Genomic DNA, 14,347 nt, shown 5'->3' with positions numbered 1-14,347 from the left:
ACACCCGGAGCCGGAAGGTGTAGCGGGCGTGCCCGCCGACCACGCCCGGTTCCATCGCCACGGTGGCTGTCATACGCCCTGCCTCCCTTCCCGATCCACGTCACGGCCGGCGTTCCGCTCCCGCACACCAAGACCGTATGCGCGAACAACGCACACCTGTACCCCGATTACGCCACCGCCACCGCCACCCGCACCAGCGACCGCGGGCACACATGTTCGCCAGGACTGCCCCGGGCTGATCAGCCGTGGGCGCTCCGCATCACGCACGCGGGATGCGATTCTCCCCCGCAAGCGGGAGGTACCCCCACCCCGACGTGAACGCCTGGGCATCCTCACAAGAATCGGGTGAACCGCCGTACGAAACGCCGCTGCCACGGCGTCTCCACGGCATGCCGGTCGTAGTGCCGGCGCACGAACTCCACGGCCTCACCCGCCGGTACGCCGTCCAGCACCGCCAGACAGGCCAGCGCCGTCCCGGTCCGCCCGCGCCCGCCGCCGCAGGCGACCTCCACCCGCTCCCCCTCCGCCCGCCGCCACGCCTCGGTGAAGGCGGCACGGGCGTCGGCGGGATCCGCGGGCAGCCGGAAGTCCGGCCAGCGCACCCAGCGCACCTCCCAGGGCAGCTCCGGCGGCTCCTTGCCGAGCAGACAGAGCCCGTACGACGGCACGGCCGCCCCCGGACCGAGCTCCCGCCGCAGCCCGCGCCCTCGCACCGTCCGCCCGGACGGCAGCACCAGCACGCCGGGCTCGTCGGCCCGCCACCCCTTGCTTCCCTTCGCCATGCCCCCATTCGAACCTCACCGCCCCACGCGGGCAACCGATTCTCCCCGACCGGTGGTCTGGAGGGCGAGGAGGGTGCTGATGCAGGCCGAACCAGCGGATCGGTTCCAGGAGTTCGTCAGAGCGCGATGGTCCCGGCTGATGCGGACCGCGTACCTGCTCACGGCGGACGTCCACCACGCGGAGGATCCACTAGAGACCGCCCACGTCCAGTCGGCGGAACTCGATCGTCTCGTACGGACCCGCCGTCCCCGTCTCGTACAGCACCCCCACCGTTTCCGCGTCCACCGGTACCAGGTCGGAGTAGGCGGCCGGGAGCTCGGAGAGGGTCGCCGCGCGGGTGAAGGTCGCCCCGGCGTCGGTGCTGCGCCAGAGGGCCGGTGCGCGGCGGGCGGTGGGGTCGGACGGGGCGGAGAACAGCAACGGCGCTCCGGGGCCGGGGAGCTGGAGGGTGCTGCCCTGGACGACGGGGGCGTCGGAGAGGGTGGGCTGCGGGGCGTAGGGCCGGGCCAGGGTCGCGCCGCCGTCCCCGGAGACGGCGTCCACCCGGTTGCCGGGCGCCCCGCCGCCCTGGTCACGGGCGTTGAAGTAGACACGGCCGTCGGGCAGTTGGGCGGCCGTGCTCTCGTTGGCGTTGACCGTGCCGTCGTGGTCGGCGTCGACGAACCCCAGCCGCCAGGTGCGGCCGCCGTCGTCGCTGAGCAGGGCGTGGCCGCCGTAGTGGCGGGCCTCGCGGCCGGTGTCGGCGGAGCCGGCGGGCGGGGCCGCGGAGTGGTTGGCGGGGACGACCAGCCGGCCCGTGTGCGGGCCCCGGGTGAGGGCGAGGGCATGGCCGGGGCCGGTGGCGTACCAGCGCCAGGACGGGAGGCGGACCTCGTCGGTGATGTCGCGCGGCGGGGTGAAGCGGCGGCCGTCGTCCGAGCTGTGCTGCACGTACACCCGGCGGCCCGGCGCCTCCCCGCGCATGATCTCCGCCTCGGTCGCCGTGCCCGGGTTGGCGCAGCTCACGAGGACCACGGTCCCGGTGCGCGGGTCGACCACGGGCGCCGGGTTGCCCCGGGTGTCGCCGTCCCCGGCGGCCACCACGGTCAGCGGGCCCCAGGTGCAGCCGCCGTCGGTGGAGCGGCGCAGCACGATGTCGATGTCCCCGGTGTCCCCGGGCCCGTCCCGGCGCCCCTCGGCGAAGGCCAGCAGGGTGCCGCGCCGGGTGGTGACGGCGGCGGGAATGCGGTACGAGGCGTAGCCGCCCTGTCCGGAGACGTACGGCACGGAGGAGGTGCAGCGGCCGGGGCTCGCGGAGGCGGGGCCGGCGGCGCTGAAGGGGGTCAGGAACACGGCGGTGGCGAGGAGGGTACGGCTCAGCAGGGTCATCGCGGCTCCCTTGGACGGACTCCCCACATCGTCCCCGGCGTCACCGTCCCCGACGCGTACGCCACGACCCGGCGCCCCGGGAAGTGTCAGGAGGGCGTGCCCGCCGCCGCCAGCAGCCGCGTCACCTCGTCCGCGTCGATCGTCAGGGCCGCGCCGACCGTTGCGAGGACCTCCCGTTCCGAGGGGGTGTAGGGGCCGTCGGCGAGGGCGATGCGGGCGCCCTGGAGCAGGATCGACTCGCGGCCGGGCGGGGCGAGGTGGGGGGCGAGGGGGTCGAGGGCCTCGTGGAGCTCTATGGCGAGGCCGGCGCCGCAGGGTTCGCCGTAGGTGCGGCCGGTGTCGGCGGCGAGGGCGTCGACGAGGGCGGCGAGCTGTTCGCGGGTGCAGTCGGGGAGGCCGGCCGCGCGGACCGCGTCGGCGGCCGTGTCCAGGGAGGGGCGCGCGCAGGTGCCGCCCGCGGACAGGACGGCGAGGGCGACGGTGTGGACGGCGTCGCGGAGCATCGCGGAGAAACGGGTGGTGGTGGGGTGGTCGAGGACGTCGGTGCCGTACCGGCACTGGCAGGCCGCGCATTCGACGACCGGGCCGGTCTCGCCGCGCGAGAGGACGGGCAGGCCCAGCAGGGTGAACCGGCGGCGGCCGGTCAGCCGCTGGTAGTTGCGGTCGCCGCCGCAGCCGGGGCAGAAGAACTCGCCGTCCCCGGCAGGGGTCCACGCGGTACGGGTGCCCAGGATGCGGGCAAGCCTGGTGACCTGGCCGTCTCGTCCCCGTCCTGGCAGCACGTCGCACCTCCGTAACCCCGCGGCAACATCGCCACGTCTGCGTGATGTTAGCCACAGGGAGGAGTGCTAGTCAGCACCCAGGACGAGACCTTTCCGTGACCTCCTCGAAGCGGTGGCCGATAACCGACGGGGCCTTGACCGCCGCATACGACGATCAAGGCCCCGAAAGAGCCGGTCAGGCTGGTCAGCGAGCGGCGCGGTTGACGGCCGAGACGACCGCCTTCAGCGAGGCGCGCGTCGTGTTCGCGTCGATGCCGATACCCCACAGGACCTTGTCGTCGATCGCGCACTCGATGTACGAGGCGGCCTGCGCGGAGGCGCCCTCGCTCATCGTGTGCTCCTGGTAGTCCAGCAGACGCACGTCGATGCCGATGGACTGCAGGGCGTCGAAGAAGGCCGAGATCGGACCGTTGCCGGTGCCGGTCAGGACGGTGTCCACGCCGTCGACCGTCGCCTCGACGGTCAGGGTGTCCACGCCGTCGGTGTCGGTCGTCGACTGGCCCGTGCGGACCTGGATACGGCCCCAGGCGTTCTGCGGGTTCGGCAGGTACTCGTCCTGGAAGACCGCCCAGATGTCAGAGCCCGTGACCTCGCCGCCCTCGGCGTCCGTTTTCGCCTGGATGATCTTCGAGAACTCGATCTGCATCCGGCGGGGCAGGTCCAGCTTGTGGTCGTTCTTCAGGACGTACGCGATACCGCCCTTGCCGGACTGCGAGTTGACGCGGATGACGGCCTCGTAGGAGCGGCCGACGTCCTTCGGGTCGATCGGCAGGTACGGGACCGCCCACTCGATGTCGTCGACCGTGACCCCCTTGGCCGCCGCGTCGGCCTCCATCGCGTCGAAGCCCTTCTTGATGGCGTCCTGGTGGGAGCCGGAGAAGGACGTGTAGACCAGGTCGCCCACGTACGGGTGGCGCGGGTGGACCTCCATCTGGTTGCAGTACTCCCACGTACGACGGATCTCGTCGATGTCGGAGAAGTCGATCTGCGGGTCGACGCCCTGCGAGAACAGGTTCATGCCCAGGGTGACCAGGTCGACGTTGCCGGTGCGCTCGCCCTGGCCGAACAGACAGCCCTCGACGCGGTCGGCGCCGGCCATCAGTGCCAGCTCGGCGGCGGCGACGGCCGTACCGCGGTCGTTGTGCGGGTGGACGGAGATGACGACGTGCTCGCGGCGGGAGATGTTGCGGCTCATCCACTCGAAACGGTCCGCGTGCGTGGACGGCGTCGAACGCTCCACCGTGGCGGGCAGGTTGAGGATGATCTCGCGGCCCGGGCCGGGCTGGTAGACGTCCATCACCGCCTCGCAGACCTCCAGCGCGAAGTCCAGCTCGGTGTCGGTGAAGATCTCGGGGCTGTACTGGTAGCCGAACTCGGTCTCCGGGCCCAGCAGCTTCTCGGCGTACTCCATCACCAGACGCGTGCCGTCCACCGCGATCTGCTTGATGTCGTCCTTGGAGCCGCGGAAGACCACCCGGCGGAAGACCGGGGCGGTCGCGTTGTACAGGTGGACGGTGGCTCGCTTGGCGCCCTTCAGGGACTCCACGGTCCGCTCGATCAGGTCCTCGCGGGCCTGGGTCAGCACGGAGATCGTGACGTCGTCCGGGATCGCGCCCTCTTCCTCGATGATCGAGCGCACGAAGTCGAAGTCGGTCTGGCCGGAGGCGGGGAAGCCGACCTCGATCTCCTTGTAACCCATCTTGACCAGCTGGTCGAACATCCGGCGCTTGCGCTCGGGCGACATCGGGTCGATCAGGGCCTGGTTGCCGTCACGCAGGTCGGTGGAGAGCCAGCGGGGGGCTACGGTGATCCGGTTGTTCGGCCAGGTGCGGTCGGGGATGTCGACCTGGTCGTACGAGCCGTACTTGTGGATCGGCATCTGGCTGGGCTGCTGGCGGTTCGCCATGTTCGCGGGGCTCCTCAGGATGTCCGGAAGGACGGCCGACGATGCAACACAAAGCTCCGCGGGGAGGGAGTCGACCTGTCTTACAGGCCCTCGCCGCGGCAGCTAAGGAGAAGCAGCCCGAAACGCATAGTGCTCCGCAGCCTAGCCGAGCCGCTCCCGTCGCGTGGGTCCGTATCAGTATGCGGGACCGCGGGAACCAAAGGGGCGAAACGTGCGCTATACCACTCCCCGCCGCAGATCAGCCATGTTTGTCACCGTTTTTCACCGATCATGGTTGCCCGTGGTGACAGCGGGATAACACAGTGCAATGGTGCGACTCATGACGACGAACGGGGGCTTCGAGCCCGTCTTCTGCACCGTCGTACCGCCGCATGTCCTCGACAAGCTGGCGAGCAACGACAACCCCGCACTCTCCGGCCCCGCCCGGCGCACCCTGCTGCGCGACGGCGAGCTGCGCAACCGCCGCCGGGTGGGCACCGAGTACGGCCTGTACCTCGGCCCGTCGGCGATCGGGAAGGCACCGGCGGACCAGCCGCTGCGCTCGATCTACGACTGCGAGCACGGCACCGACCTGCCCGGCACCAAGGTCCGCGCCGAGGGCCAGGACCCCGGCCAGGACGCCACCGTCAACCGCGCCCACTCCGGGCTCGGCGCCACCTTCGACCTCTACCTCAAGGCCTACGCCCGCCACTCCATCGACGGCGACGGTCTGCCGCTGGACGCCAGCGTCCACTACGACGAGGGCTACAACAACGCCTTCTGGAACGGCGAGCAGATGGTGTTCGGCGACGGGGACGGCGAGATCTTCGTCGACTTCACCAACTCCGTCGACGTCATCGGCCATGAACTCACCCACGGCGTCACCCAGTACACGGCGAACCTGACCTACTACGGCCAGCCGGGCGCCCTCAACGAGTCGATGTCCGACGTCTTCGGCTCGCTCATCAAGCAGTACACGCTCGGCCAGACCGCCACCGAGGCCGACTGGCTGATCGGCGCGGGCATCCTCGCCCCCGGCGTCACCGGTTCGGCCCTGCGCTCGATGAAGGCCCCGGGCACGGCGTACGACGACGACGTCCTCGGCAAGGACCCGCAGCCCGCGACGATGGACGACTACGTCCGCACCGGCCGCGACAACGGCGGCGTGCACATCAACTCCGGCATCCCCAACCACGCGTTCTACCTGGTCGCGACCGCCATCGGCGGCAACGCCTGGGAGAAGGCCGGCCAGATCTGGTACGACGTGCTCACCGGCGGCGAGCTGTCCCAGAAGGCGCTGTTCACCGACTTCGCCAAGCTGACCGTTCAGGCGGCACGGGCGAGGTTCGGGGACGGCGGCGAGGAACTGCGGGCCGTGCAGAAGGCCTGGGAGCAGGTGGGGGTGCGGATTCCCTGACCGAGGGATAGACAGGAACCCATGCGTATTCAGGTGAGGCGCACGGGAGGGTTCGCGGGCATCGAGCGGCAGGCCGAGGTGGACACCTCGGGGCGGCCCGATGCCGGCGAATGGCACGCTCTGGCCGAGCAGGCGGTCGCCGCCGGCCGGGGCGCGCCGCCCCAGGGCGTGCCCGACGGTTTCAGTTACGAGATCACGGTGAACGGGAAGACGGTGTACGCGGCCGACCCCCGGCTCACCCCCGAACAGCGGAAGCTGATCTCCAGAGTCCTCAAGGAAGGGGCGTAACCGGCAGGGGCGTACCGGCAGGGACGCAACCGGCAAGGTCGTAACCAGCAGTTCTCCCCGGGCCGTTGACTTCCTTACCCATCGGTAAGGATGATCCCGCCCATGGCGAACGATCCGCGCGACGCGGTGCACCCGATCCCCCAGTTCCCGGCCGGCTTCCTGTGGGGTGTCTCCACCTCCGCCCATCAGATCGAGGGCGCCGCGGACCTGCGCGAACCGTCCGTGTGGGACACCTTCTCGGCCGAGCCGGGACGAGTGAAGGACGGCTCCACGGCGGCGGTGGCCTGCGACCACTACCACCGGTACGCGGAGGACGTCGCCCTCCTGAAGAACCTCGGGGTGGACGCGTACCGCTTCTCCATCTCCTGGCCCCGGGTGAACTCCCCCGGCGGCCTGGACTTCTACGACCGCCTCGTGGACGAGCTGCTGACGGCGGGCGTCCGCCCCGTCCCCACCCTCTTCCACTGGGACCTGCCGGCGGACCTGGACTGGCTGGAGCGGGACACGGCCTCCCGTTTCGCGGACCACGTGTCGACGGTCGTGGACCGCCTCGGCGACCGCGTACAGAAGTGGATCACCCTCAACGAGCCCGCCGAACACACCCTGCTGGGCCACGCCCTCGGCACCCACGCCCCCGGCAGGCAGCTGCTCTTCGACGCGCTGCCGGTGGCCCACCACCAGCTCCTCGCCCACGGTCTCGCCGTACGGGCCCTGCGCGCGGCCGGTGCCACGGACATCGGCGTCGCCAACTCCCACGGCCCGACCTGGCCCGCGTCCCGGGAACCGGCCGACCTGGAGGCCGCCGCCTTCTACGACGTGCTGCTGAACCGCCTGTTCGCCGAGCCGCTGCTCCTGGGTGAGTACCCGGAGGGCCTCGGCGAGTTGATGCCGGGCGACGTCGCCGCCGACCTGAAGATCATCGGCGAGCCGCTCGACTGGTACGGCGTCAACTACTACGCCCCGACCCGGGTGGGCGCCCCGCAGGGCTCGGAGATCGAGTTCGGCGGGATCACCATGCCGGCCGAACTCCCCTTCTCCGTCCGGGAGATCGAGGACGTCCCGGTGACGGACTTCGGCTGGCCGGTCGTCCCCGAGGGCCTGACCGAGCTGCTCACCACCTTCAAGGACCGCTACGGCGACCGCCTCCCGCCGGTGGTCATCACCGAGAACGGCTGCTCCTACGACGGCCTCGACGACCAGGACCGCATCGCCTACCTCGACGGCCACATCCGCGCCCTGCACCGGGCGCTGGAGGCGGGCGTCGACGTCCGCGGCTACTTCGTGTGGTCGCTGCTGGACAACTTCGAGTGGGCGGAGGGCTACGCGCGCCGCTTCGGCCTGGTCCACGTCGACTACGCGACCCAGGCCCGCACCCCGAAGGCGTCGTACGGCTGGTACCGGGACGTCCTGCGGGCGCAGAGATGACGACGGCGGACCGGATCCCGGCGGCCGCCCTCACCGAGCCCGTCGAGCGGGTGGGCGGGGGCTGGTCCTCGGCCCTCTCCCTCGCCAACGGGGCGATCTGGGTGGGCTGGTACGGCCCCCTGCAGATCCTGCTCGCCTCCCAGGCCAAGGACTTCGCGCCCGGCTCCGGCATGTCGAAGGAGACGATGCTGGCCTGGGTGACCGGCGTGGGCGCGCTCGTGTCGCTGTGGGCGAACCCGCTCTTCGGCGCGCTGTCGGACCGTACGACGTCCCGCTACGGCCGCCGTACCCCGTGGATCGTGGCCGGTGCGGCGGGCGGCGCCCTCTCCCTGCTGCTCCTCGCCGTGGCGGACGGGGTGTGGACGATGGCGCTGGGCTGGTGCCTGGTCCAGCTCACCCTGAACATGGCCTTCGCGGCGGTCACGGCGGCCGTACCGGACCGTGTCCCCCGGCTCCAGCGGGGTGCCGTGGGCGGCTGGCTGGGGGTCGCGCAGGTCCTCGGCGTGGTCGGCGGCACGGCGCTCGCCACGGTGGCCGGGGGCGTGGGCGCGGGCTATGCGGCCTGCGCGGTGTTCACGGCGCTGGGCGTGCTGCCGTACGTCCTGCGCTACGAGGATCTGCGGCTGCCGGTGGCGGACCGCCCGGCCTGGTCCTGGCGGGGCTTCCTGACGGGCTTCTGGCTGAGCCCGAGGAGGTATCCCGACCTGGGCTGGGCCTGGCTGACCCGGTTCCTGATGAACCTCAGCAACGCCCTGGTGCTGCTCTACCTGCTGTACTACCTGCGCGACCGCCTGCACTACGACGACCCCGACGAGGGCGTGCTGATCCTGACCGCGGTGAACGGCGTGACGCTGCTCGCCACGGTCGTCGTCGGAGGCGTCTGGTCGGACCGGGTGGGCCGACGGAAGCCGTTCGTGGTCTGGTCGGGCGTGCTGATGGCGGTGGCGACGGCGGGGCTGGCGGTCTGGCAGACCTGGCCGGGGGCGATCGTCGCGGCGGCGGTGCTGGGCGTGGGCTTCGGCGTCTTCACGTCGGTCGACTTCGCACTGATGACCGACGTCCTGCCGAAGGCCCTGGACCGCGGCAAGGACCTCGGCGTCATCAACGTCGCCAACGCCCTCCCCCAGGTCGCGGCCCCGGTCCTCGCCGCACCGATCGTGACGTATCTCGGTGGATACCGTGTCCTTTACCTGGTCGCGGCGTTGGTCGGGTTGGCGGGGGCGGTGTTGGTGGGGCGGATCAGGGGAGTGGACTGAAACGCCGGACAGTAGTCGCCATATCGCGGTAGGGGGACGCCATGGCAACCAAGAAAATCACCATCACGGTCCCGGAAGAGCTCGTGGAGGCGGCGCGCGGGCTCACGGACAAGCGTTCGCGGAGGAGGAGATGGCCGAAGCGGACGCCCGGTTGCACGGAGGGGCGCTGCAGACCGCCAAGGCCGCCGCGAAACTGCTCATGGACGCCGGACTGCACGGCCACAAGTACGCCATCGACGCCACGGTGGCCGTGACGGCGCTCAGCCAGCCCGGCCCCGTTGCCGTCCTCACCTCGGACGTCGATGACATGACCAAGCTCTGCGGTCGCCGGATCAACGTCATCCCGCTCTGAGGGACGCCTCGCTCAGAAGCCCAGCTTGCGCAGTTGCTTCGGGTCGCGTTGCCAGTCCTTCGCGACCTTCACGTGGAGGTCCAGGAAGACCGGGGTGCCCAGGAGCGCCTCGATCTGTTTGCGGGACTTGATGCCGACGTCCTTCAGCCGGCGGCCCTTCGGGCCGATGATGATGCCCTTCTGACTGGGGCGCTCGATGTAGATGTTGGCGTGGATGTCGAGGAGCGGCCGGTCGGCGGGGCGGTCCTCGCGCGGGAGCATCTCCTCGACGACGACGGCGATGGAGTGCGGCAGCTCGTCGCGTACGCCCTCCAGCGCGGCCTCGCGGATCAGCTCGGCGACCATCACCTGCTCGGGCTCGTCGGTCAGATCGCCCTCGGGGTAGAGGGCGGGGCCCTCCGGGAGCATCGGGACCAGCAGGTCCGCCAGGAGGTCCACCTGCCGGTCGCCGACCGCCGAGACCGGGATGATCTCCGCCCACTCGATGCCCAGCTCCTTGCCGAGCTGGTCGATCGCGATGAGCTGCTCGGCGAGCGCCTTGGAGTCCACCAGGTCGGTCTTGGTGACGACGGCGACCTTCGGGGTCTTCTTGATCCCGGACAGTTCCTTGGCGATGAAGCGGTCGCCGGGGCCCAGCTTCTCGTTCGCCGGCAGACAGAAGCCGATCACGTCGACCTCGGCCCAGGTGGTGCGGACCACGTCGTTGAGGCGCTCGCCGAGGAGCGTGCGCGGTTTGTGCAGGCCCGGTGTGTCGACCAGGATCAGCTGGGCGTCCGGGCGGTGCACGATGCCCCGTACCGTGTGCCGGGTGGTCTGCGGACGGTTCGAGGTGATCGCCACCTTCTTCCCGACCAGAGCGTTCGTGAGGGTGGACTTGCCCGCGTTGGGGCGGCCCACGAAGCAGGCGAAGCCGGCACGGTGCAGGGTCCCGGCCGGCTGCTCGGATGACTGGTTACGAACGCTCATGGCCCCCATTCTCCCTGATCCACGAAGCCCCGCCGTACACCGGAACGGCCCCGCCGCCCACGGTGAGCTTCCGGAAACCGTGCGCAACGAAACGTCACGGAAACACGCCACCCACCAAGGTCAAGCCGCAGGATTGGCTTCCTCCCCCGCCTAAGGGCGAGGGAGTCCAGCGGTCGCCCGCTGGGGTTCCTGCTTCACCGACGACCGCCCCGTCCGGGAGGACTCCCGTTGAGGTCTTACACCGTCTCCACAGGCAGACGCCGCCAGCCCGGCGGCCAGGATGTTGCGTGCCGCGTTCGTGTCGCGGTCGTGCACGGTGCCGCAGTCGCACGTCCACTCGCGGACGTTCAGCGGCAGTTTCTCGCGGACTGTGCCACAGTTCCCGCACAGCTTGCTGGAGGGGAACCAGCGGTCGATCACGACGAGTTCGCGCCCGTACCAGGCGCACTTGTACTCCAGCATCGACCGGAGTTCCGTCCAGGCCGCGTCCGAGATGGCGCGCGCGAGCCTGCCGTTCTTCAGCAGGTTGCGGACGGTGAGGTCCTCGATCACGACCGTTTGGTTCTCACGGACGAGTCGAGTCGACAGCTTGTGCAGGAAGTCCCGGCGCCGGTCGGCGATCCGGGCGTGCACGCGGGCGACCTTGCGGCGGGCCTTCTCCCGGTTGTTGGAGCCCTTGGCCTTGCGGGACAGCTCCCGCTGGGCCTTTGCCAGGCGGGCGCGGTCCCGGTCCCCGGTCTTCTTCCACTCCGTCAGCGCGGCGGACGACTGCACGTAGGAGATCCGGCGCTGCTCGCCGTACCAAGCCCGCGTGCGTTCCTGAAGCGCCTTGTTGTAGACGAGACGGACGCAGCCGAACGTGCGCGACAGCCGGCGATTCGGCCTGCCGGGCCCTGCTCCACAGAAGACCCGTTTTGAGGAGCCCCGATGAAGCTCATCACCGCGATCGTCAAGCCGTACCGCCTCGACGAGGTCAAGACGGCGCTCCAGGAGCTCGGCGTGCACGGGCTGACCGTGACCGAGGCCAGCGGGTACGGCCGGCAGCGCGGCCACACCGAGGTGTACCGGGGGGCCGAGTACCAGGTCGACCTCGTGCCGAAGGTGCGGATCGAGGTCGTCGTGGAGGACGCGGAGTCCGATGCCGTGATCGACGCGATTGCGCTGGCCGCGCGGACCGGGAAGATCGGGGACGGGAAGGTGTGGGCGGTGCCGGTGGAGACGGTTGTACGTGTCCGTACGGGTGAGCGGGGGCCCGATGCCCTTTAGACGCCGGTTGCCGTGTGGGTCTTCGTCTGCCGGTGCGTCGTGGCTGGTCGCGCAGTTCCCCGCGCCCCTGGGCGGCGCGGCCCTTCGGGCCTTCGCCGCCGTCTGATCACGAGCCAACCGGCGATGGCGATCCCCAGTGCCACCACCCCCGCCACCAGCCATGGCACCGCCACGAACGACGCCGTTGCCGATTCCTTGGTGTTCTTGGCGGTCGCTGTCAGCTTTACGTCCGTCCAGTCGAGCTGGGGGGCGTTGTGCCAGCGTTCCGTCAGGTGGACGCGTTGGCCCGGGAGGAGTTGGGAGGGAAGGTTCTTGAGGTCGCGGGTGAGGAGGGTGCGGCCGAAGAGGCCCTCGGCCTTGAGGGCGATCTTGGGCTGCAGGGTGACGTTGCCGGTGTTGTGCAGGGTGTAGGAGATCGTCGCCGTGCTGTCGCCGAGGCCGGGGATCAGGGGCTGGTGGTGGCTGATGTGGACGTTCTCGACGGCCAGCGCGGGCAGCGTGGGGCCGCCGACCGAGAGGTAGACGCGGGCGCCGACCGCCCGCTGGACGCCGAGGGCGACCGAGCCGTCGCCCCGGTCGATCCGTTCGTCGAGGGCGACGATCGCGCCGGGATGGTCCCCGGGCTCGGCACCCTGGGGCACCTTGATGGTGAACGGGACGGTGACGGTCTTGTGGGCGGGCACGGTGACCCGTTCCTTCGGCAGCTCGGCCCACGCGCCCACGCCCCGCATCCGCTCCCCGAGCGACTTCACGGCGAAACCGCCGTCGCGGGCGGTGTTGTAGGCGTCGGCGGCGTACAGCCGGAAGGTGAGGGGTCCGGCCGTCTTGTTGGCGACGACGACCTTGTCCTCGATCGTCTGGCCGGGATCGGCGGAGACATAGAAGTACGGCCGTGCGGCGACGGCCGAGGAGACGGGGTGGACGGACCAGCTCCCGTTGTCGGCGGCCCGGGCGGGCGTGGCGGTCAGCAGGCCCAGCAGCAACGGCAGGAGCAGCGGGAGGAGAGCGACGTACGGCTTGCGCGGCGACATGGATGCCGGACCCCCACAGACGTTCCACGGGTAACGGGACGGGCTCGGTGGACGGGCGGGTGCGGGCCTGTGGGGCGGCCGCCCGGCCACCGCGAGGACGGGTCGTTCAGGTGAGCGTGAGCGTCAGGACACCGGCGTACGAGCCCGGCGGCGTGAACGCCGGTACGTCGAGGGAGAGTCCGGCCTTCGCGGTGAACTCACCACCGGTGAGCGTGCCGTCCGGGGCGGAGGCGAGGGTCGCCCCCGCGCTGCCCACCACACCGGCCGAGCCGGCCTGGCAGGTGCTCGGGCTGTCCGCCTTGGTGGTGCAGGTCGGCGTCCAGCTCAGCTTGCCGGCGTCGATGGTGGCGCCGGGGCCGCTGAAGTCGGTGACCTTGCCGGTCAGGGACCAGCCCGCGGGGCCGCCGCGGTAGTCCTTGACCGTCACCGCGTTGAGGTCGCCGGTCGAGGGGTCGCCGGAGCCGAAGTCGACCGGTTTCATCGCGACGCTGTCCCCGGACTGCTCCATGGACAGGTCGCCCGCCTGGACGGTCGTCGTCAGCTTCTGGCTGCCCTCGGGGATCGGGGTGTCGTCGATGACGACGTACGCGGCGGGCGAGCTGCCCAGGTTCGAGCTCCAGGCGCTGCCCTCGTACGCCACGATCCCGGTGGTGGTGAGGTCGCTCACGACGAGCGAACCGGAGATGTTGCCCGAGGAGCTCGCGGTCACGGTGGTCTTGTCCGCGGTCTCGTCGGATCCGGAGCGCCCGGCGACGGTGACCGTCGCGCCCGCGGTGAAGCCGCCGCCGGTGAAGGTGACGGGGTCACCCGGGCCGCCGGACGCCGAACCGAGTGCGAGGTTACGGGTGTTGGCGGGCGGGTTGTCGGCCGCGGTGATCGTCTCCGACACCGGGGCGGGCGGGTTGGTCACCGTGCAGACGGTGTCCAGCTCCAGGATGTAGCTGGTGTGGATGTTGTAGTCGCCGGGCGAGAGCGTGATCTGGCCGGGCGAGGTGACCGTGAACGTGCCGGTCATCGAGAACGACGGGAAGGCGCCGTAGCCGGGCACCGGGTCGTTCTCCCTCGGTCCGGCGACGGTGACGTTGCCGGTCTGCGCGCCGCCGAGGGCGACCACGCCCGTCGGCGTCATGATGTCGGCCGGCAGATCGATCGCGGTGGGGTTGCTCGCGGCGGCCGTGACCACCGTGTAGGTCACCGTGACGGTGTCGCCGACCTCGGGGCTGGTGTTGTCCACCGTGACCTTCGCGGTGGTGGTGCCGTCGATCGGCGGGAGGCCCGCGATCGCCGGCGGGATGCAGTGCGTCGCGAAGTCCACATTGGTCGCGGCACTGGCCGGGCACGCGAGCGCGCCGCCCGCGGTGACCGCGAGCGCGGTCGCCCCGAGCAGCGAAGCCCAGCGCCGTCTTCGGGTACTGCGGGCACTTCGGGGTGAACCCATGTCTGCCCCCTCCTCCAGGGTGCGGGCGCAGCGGCTCTTCTGCGCCAACAGGGGGCATTGACGGGCGGATCGCGAAAGAAGTCAATGGAG

The 14,347-nt window shown here is 70.9% G+C and carries 12 protein-coding genes and 2 pseudogenes; 6 read left to right on the top strand and 8 right to left on the bottom strand.

Features of this window, described 5'->3' with window-relative positions:
- Positions 1-332 precede the first annotated feature (332 nt).
- The 4 genes from ACLZN2_RS47615 to leuA all read right to left on the bottom strand — a co-directional run bounded on the left by ACLZN2_RS47615 (position 333) and on the right by leuA (position 4,839).
- Positions 333-782, bottom strand: coding sequence for a protein-tyrosine phosphatase family protein (locus ACLZN2_RS47615; protein WP_416986308.1), 450 nt, complete (start codon positions 780-782; stop codon positions 333-335).
- Between the two features lie 190 nt (positions 783-972).
- Complete coding sequence (locus ACLZN2_RS47610) at positions 973-2,151, bottom strand: sialidase family protein (protein ID WP_416986307.1); 1,179 nt, start codon at positions 2,149-2,151, stop codon at positions 973-975.
- 86 nt (positions 2,152-2,237) lie between these two features.
- On the bottom strand, positions 2,238-2,933 hold the full coding sequence (locus tag ACLZN2_RS47605; RefSeq protein ID WP_416986306.1) for a TerB family tellurite resistance protein: 696 nt from the start codon (positions 2,931-2,933) through the stop codon (positions 2,238-2,240).
- A gap of 184 nt (positions 2,934-3,117) precedes the next feature.
- Positions 3,118-4,839, bottom strand: coding sequence for a 2-isopropylmalate synthase (gene leuA / locus ACLZN2_RS47600; protein WP_416986305.1), 1,722 nt, complete (start codon positions 4,837-4,839; stop codon positions 3,118-3,120).
- 319 nt (positions 4,840-5,158) lie between these two features.
- Here leuA and ACLZN2_RS47595 point away from each other — a divergent pair, with 319 nt between their 5' ends.
- From ACLZN2_RS47595 to ACLZN2_RS47575, 5 genes and pseudogenes are all read left to right on the top strand, one after another.
- Positions 5,159-6,235: a M4 family metallopeptidase gene (locus tag ACLZN2_RS47595; protein WP_416986304.1), complete on the top strand. Its 1,077-nt coding sequence runs from the start codon at positions 5,159-5,161 to the stop codon at positions 6,233-6,235.
- Positions 6,236-6,256: 21 nt separating this feature from the next.
- Positions 6,257-6,523, top strand: coding sequence for a protealysin inhibitor emfourin (locus tag ACLZN2_RS47590; RefSeq protein WP_416986303.1), 267 nt, complete (start codon positions 6,257-6,259; stop codon positions 6,521-6,523).
- Between the two features lie 102 nt (positions 6,524-6,625).
- Positions 6,626-7,948 carry a GH1 family beta-glucosidase gene (locus ACLZN2_RS47585; RefSeq protein ID WP_416986302.1) on the top strand — a complete coding sequence of 441 codons (1,323 nt, stop codon included), beginning with the start codon at positions 6,626-6,628 and terminating at the stop codon, positions 7,946-7,948.
- Positions 7,945-9,204: an MFS transporter gene (locus ACLZN2_RS47580; RefSeq protein ID WP_416986301.1), complete on the top strand. Its 1,260-nt coding sequence runs from the start codon at positions 7,945-7,947 to the stop codon at positions 9,202-9,204. The genes ACLZN2_RS47585 and ACLZN2_RS47580 overlap by 4 nt, the downstream gene beginning before the upstream one ends.
- Before the next feature lie 169 nt (positions 9,205-9,373).
- Positions 9,374-9,556, top strand: a pseudogene (locus tag ACLZN2_RS47575) (DNA-binding protein); the annotation flags it as partial.
- Positions 9,557-9,568: 12 nt separating this feature from the next.
- Here ACLZN2_RS47575 and era read toward each other — a convergent pair.
- Positions 9,569-10,522: a GTPase Era gene (gene era / locus ACLZN2_RS47570; RefSeq protein WP_416986300.1), complete on the bottom strand. Its 954-nt coding sequence runs from the start codon at positions 10,520-10,522 to the stop codon at positions 9,569-9,571.
- Between the two features lie 150 nt (positions 10,523-10,672).
- A pseudogene (locus tag ACLZN2_RS47565) lies at positions 10,673-11,392 on the bottom strand (RNA-guided endonuclease TnpB family protein); the annotation flags it as partial.
- Positions 11,393-11,449: 57 nt separating this feature from the next.
- Here ACLZN2_RS47565 and ACLZN2_RS47560 point away from each other — a divergent pair.
- The gene (locus tag ACLZN2_RS47560) at positions 11,450-11,788 is read left to right on the top strand and encodes a P-II family nitrogen regulator (RefSeq protein WP_403815233.1); all 339 of its coding nucleotides are present in this window, start codon (positions 11,450-11,452) and stop codon (positions 11,786-11,788) included.
- On the opposite strand, the gene ACLZN2_RS47555 is transcribed toward ACLZN2_RS47560, so the two are convergent.
- Together ACLZN2_RS47555 and ACLZN2_RS47550 are read right to left on the bottom strand one after the other, a co-directional pair.
- Entirely contained in the window at positions 11,785-12,819 is a 1,035-nt protein-coding gene (locus ACLZN2_RS47555) for a WxL protein peptidoglycan domain-containing protein (RefSeq protein WP_416986299.1), read from the bottom strand. The genes ACLZN2_RS47560 and ACLZN2_RS47555 overlap by 4 nt on opposite strands.
- 106 nt (positions 12,820-12,925) lie before the next feature.
- On the bottom strand, positions 12,926-14,257 hold the full coding sequence (locus ACLZN2_RS47550) for a beta-xylosidase (protein ID WP_416986298.1): 1,332 nt from the start codon (positions 14,255-14,257) through the stop codon (positions 12,926-12,928).
- Positions 14,258-14,347 lie beyond the last annotated feature (90 nt).

The organism is Streptomyces sp. T028, assembly GCF_048159505.1.
Taxonomy (GTDB): Bacteria; Actinomycetota; Actinomycetes; order Streptomycetales; family Streptomycetaceae; genus Streptomyces.
Note: the sequence above shows the minus strand (reverse complement) of the source record. Positions and strands in the feature narration are given on the sequence as shown.

Coding starts and splice junctions, on each gene's coding strand:
- ACLZN2_RS47585 (WP_416986302.1), top strand. CDS start 6,626: ATGGCGAACGATCCGCGCGACGCGGTGCACCCGATCCCCCAGTTCCCG.
- leuA (WP_416986305.1), bottom strand. CDS start 4,839: ATGGCGAACCGCCAGCAGCCCAGCCAGATGCCGATCCACAAGTACGGC.
- ACLZN2_RS47595 (WP_416986304.1), top strand. CDS start 5,159: ATGACGACGAACGGGGGCTTCGAGCCCGTCTTCTGCACCGTCGTACCG.
- ACLZN2_RS47610 (WP_416986307.1), bottom strand. CDS start 2,151: ATGACCCTGCTGAGCCGTACCCTCCTCGCCACCGCCGTGTTCCTGACC.
- ACLZN2_RS47590 (WP_416986303.1), top strand. CDS start 6,257: ATGCGTATTCAGGTGAGGCGCACGGGAGGGTTCGCGGGCATCGAGCGG.
- ACLZN2_RS47615 (WP_416986308.1), bottom strand. CDS start 782: ATGGCGAAGGGAAGCAAGGGGTGGCGGGCCGACGAGCCCGGCGTGCTG.
- ACLZN2_RS47560 (WP_403815233.1), top strand. CDS start 11,450: ATGAAGCTCATCACCGCGATCGTCAAGCCGTACCGCCTCGACGAGGTC.
- ACLZN2_RS47550 (WP_416986298.1), bottom strand. CDS start 14,257: ATGGGTTCACCCCGAAGTGCCCGCAGTACCCGAAGACGGCGCTGGGCT.
- ACLZN2_RS47555 (WP_416986299.1), bottom strand. CDS start 12,819: ATGTCGCCGCGCAAGCCGTACGTCGCTCTCCTCCCGCTGCTCCTGCCG.
- ACLZN2_RS47580 (WP_416986301.1), top strand. CDS start 7,945: ATGACGACGGCGGACCGGATCCCGGCGGCCGCCCTCACCGAGCCCGTC.
- era (WP_416986300.1), bottom strand. CDS start 10,522: ATGAGCGTTCGTAACCAGTCATCCGAGCAGCCGGCCGGGACCCTGCAC.